This window comes from Sphingomonas sp. BE138 (assembly GCF_031456125.1).
In the GTDB taxonomy this organism is placed as follows: Bacteria; Pseudomonadota; Alphaproteobacteria; order Sphingomonadales; family Sphingomonadaceae; genus Sphingomonas.
Genome location: NZ_JAVDUC010000058.1, coordinates 1 through 3,110, shown reverse-complemented (window position 1 = coordinate 3,110; position 3,110 = coordinate 1). Strand labels below are relative to the sequence as shown.

4 protein-coding genes are annotated in these 3,110 nt (G+C 64.1%); 2 read left to right on the top strand and 2 right to left on the bottom strand.

Features of this window, described 5'->3' with window-relative positions; all coding sequences use genetic code 11:
* Positions 1-76: 76 nt before the first annotated feature.
* Positions 77-769: a recombinase family protein gene (locus J2Y58_RS20750; protein WP_310107342.1), complete on the bottom strand. Its 693-nt coding sequence runs from the start codon at positions 767-769 to the stop codon at positions 77-79.
* Between the two features lie 10 nt (positions 770-779).
* Complete coding sequence (locus J2Y58_RS20745; RefSeq protein WP_310107341.1) at positions 780-1,028, bottom strand: recombinase family protein; 249 nt, start codon at positions 1,026-1,028, stop codon at positions 780-782.
* A 203-nt stretch (positions 1,029-1,231) separates the two neighbouring features.
* Between J2Y58_RS20745 and J2Y58_RS20740 the strand changes: the two genes are divergently transcribed.
* Both J2Y58_RS20740 and J2Y58_RS20735 read left to right on the top strand, forming a co-directional pair.
* Positions 1,232-1,819, top strand: a complete 588-nt coding sequence (locus J2Y58_RS20740) for a helix-turn-helix transcriptional regulator (RefSeq protein WP_310107339.1) — start codon at positions 1,232-1,234, stop codon at positions 1,817-1,819.
* A gap of 290 nt (positions 1,820-2,109) precedes the next feature.
* Positions 2,110-2,961 carry an alpha/beta hydrolase-fold protein gene (locus J2Y58_RS20735; protein ID WP_310107336.1) on the top strand — a complete coding sequence of 284 codons (852 nt, stop codon included), beginning with the start codon at positions 2,110-2,112 and terminating at the stop codon, positions 2,959-2,961.
* Positions 2,962-3,110 lie beyond the last annotated feature (149 nt).

Here is a 3,110-nt window from a genome sequence, read left to right as displayed (position 1 = left end):
AAAACTTCCCGCACCGCCCGCGCCCTCGTCAAAGACGATAAGCATCCCGGCTACGGCCAAACGGGCAAGGCGGCCCTCAGGCCACGCTTACGGACAGCATATGTTTGGCACGCTTGCTGCCGACCGACGATGAGGCTGTTACGGGACGCTTGCGTCGCTCGATTTCCGCACGCGCGGCCTCGAACAAGCCATCGTCGACGATCCGCAATTCGGGAACCGCGACCTGCACCCATTCGGACTTGTCACGGAGCCGGTAGCGGCGTTCGCGTCTCTCGCTATCGGGGTTCTTGCGCCATTGCCGACGGCCCCACACCAGACGTCCTGCATAGAGCGGATTGTTGAGGATGCCGACTAGCTTCTTCGGGTCGCCGCGGATCGTCGAGGCGTTCCACTGCCCACCACGCGGCCCCGGCACGCCCTCTTCATTCAGGCGCGTCGCGATCTGGATTGAGGACATTCCCGCTGCGAACCAGGCGAAGATCCGGCGGACTATTCCGGCCTGCGCTTCGTCGATTTCGAGCAGCCCCCGCTGCATCTCTCCGCTCGCGTCCAGTCGAACCATCCGCTTGTACCCATAGGCTCGGCCACCGGCGAAGCGTCCGGCGAGTACCGCGGCTTCCATGCCGCGCAGCGTCTTGTCGACGAGATGCTTCAGGAAAATCGAACCGAGCAGACCTGCGACTGCGAACTTGATCTCGTCGACATGGCCTTCGCTGACGGTATGGAGCTGGACGCGGTGATAGGCGAGCTTCTTGCCCAGCCAGGCCACGTCCTCTGCATCACGTGCCCTCGCAGGCGATGATGTCGATATCGCCCGCTTCCACCGCACGTAGCAGCTGCTGCAAGCCTGGGCGATCACGGCGATAACCCGACAGCTCCGGATCGAGCCAGGTCGCCATCACCGTACCGCCCAGATAGCCGACCAGCGGCGCACAGGACGCGACCTGGTCGGCACTTGATGAGGCAGCCTGCATGGCGGTCGAATGGCGACCGTACAGTGCAATACGGCGGGGCAGGGAGGTGAGCATGGCTTATTGTTTCACAGCTTCCGGGATCCGGGAATCCCGCATGCGCGCATGGTGTTCGGCCGCCGCCTGACGGGCCAACAGGCGCACGAGCTCGGCAAGCGCCTGTCGCGACTCCGATGTCTGTGCCAGTATGATCCGTGCGGCGGCCATACCGGCGTTGTGGGACGGCTGGAGCGTTCTGTGCACAAAACGCACATCGCGTTATGTCACATCGTATGACGATGAACCGGTCTCCCGCCAGAATGCGATTGCCCGAGGGCTTCAGCCATCTGCGACCTGATCTCGGGAAAATCCTCAAGGATCATCGTACGGGCGTGAGCGGCACTGTAGGGCCAGTCAGCCAGGAAGCTCTCGCGGCCAGTGTAGGAATGACCCTCGCCGCGCTGTCGCGGATCGAGAATGGGCATACCTGGCCGCAGGCGCAGACGCTCGACCGCATTCTCGAAGCGTTGGAAATGGACTGGCCCGACGTGGCGGTGCGAGGGGTCCGTTCCGTGCCGCCGCGCCGGTTCGACGGGACGCCGCAAGGCACTCAGGTCTTTGTGTTATGCCAGCGACTGCGCGCGGAGCGCCGCGCGCTCGGGTGGAGCCTTGTCGAGCTGTCGCGGCGATCCGGCGTATCGGCCTCGCACCTCTCGAGGATCGAGCGCGCGGAAGCTGGACAATCTGCCGTCTTCACATGGCACCATGATGATCTCGGTCGACCTCGCGAGGATCGTCGCGTCGTTTTTAGTAACAGGGTTCTTGCCGATCTTGCTACTGGTCGGTTGCGTGAGGATGAAGAGGAGTAGTGCGTCGCTGCGCGACGTCGTAAGATCTAACGACGCGCAGCTTTTCTGCGATTCCGCAGTTCGGTAATTGCGGACCTCTGCATGTAAAAGTGGTGGAATGCGGACATCAACGCGTGCAGCGGCGCGAGTGACCGAGATCGCCAGAGACCGGCTGGCTACCCGCATCCGTGAGCGCTATCGATATTCACGAACTCTCGAGCAAGGAGACGTGTGTCGATGCTGGCTTTCATGCTTGCCGCTGTCACGTCGATTCCCGCGCAAGCCCCTCCTGCGGCATCAAGCGCCCCCGCGTGTCGCTCCAGCATCATCGGGACAGTCCGCACCATCAGGCTGCAAGGCAAGGTGGCGAGCGCACGCTGCGAATCTGGCTTCCCCCGGGCTACGATGCGTCGGGGCAGCAACGTTATCCCGTACTGTACGTACTCGACGGGCAGAACGCCTTTGACAGCTGCACCGGCTATCAGGGCCACGAGTGGAAGCTGGACGAGGTCGCTACCCGGCTGATCACCAGCAAGGCGATCCCGCCCATCGTCATCGTCGCCATCGACAATGCCGGGGCGCGGCGCGCGAACGAATACCTTCCCTACGCCGACCCGTTCAATCCAACGGCCGGTCAGATGGAGGGGGGCCGGTTGGCCGCGTTTCTCTCCGAAGACGTCATGCCCGCAGTCGCCAAATCATTCCGTGTGTCGACGAATCCAGCCGAGATCGGGGTGGGCGGCTTCTCGTATGGCGGCATCGCCACGCTCCACCTGGCGCTGACCGCGCCGCAGCTGTTCAGCAAGGCGCTGATCGAAAGCCCATCGCTGCAGGTCGGAAACGGACAGCTACTGCGCGACGCAACGGACGCCGCCACGCTTCTCAGTCGGATCTACATCGGGATGGGCGGCGAGGAGGTCGCCCCTCCCCCGGGCGCACCGCCGGCCATCCGCGAGCGGATCGCGCGCATCAACGCCGGGCTTGTCGTCGGGGCGCGGCGTCTACGGGATCGGCTCGCCGCCGCATTGGAGGCACCGACGGCCAAGTTGGTCATCGATCCGGCCGCGCACCATGGCGAAGATGCATGGGCGAAGCGCCTCCCCGCCGCGCTCACCTTTCTGTTCGGGCCTGGTGGCGCCCAAACACAAGCGCCCAGACAATAACCGATCCGCTTTGAGTTCTGGACGAGCAAGCCGCGGGCAACGGATGTCTGATTGTGGTGGAGGCTGTGTGAGAACGTCCCGGTGCTGCGACGTAGCGGGACGGATGCGAGGGGCGCTCAGTCCTGCATCGCTGCAACCAGCGCTGGCAC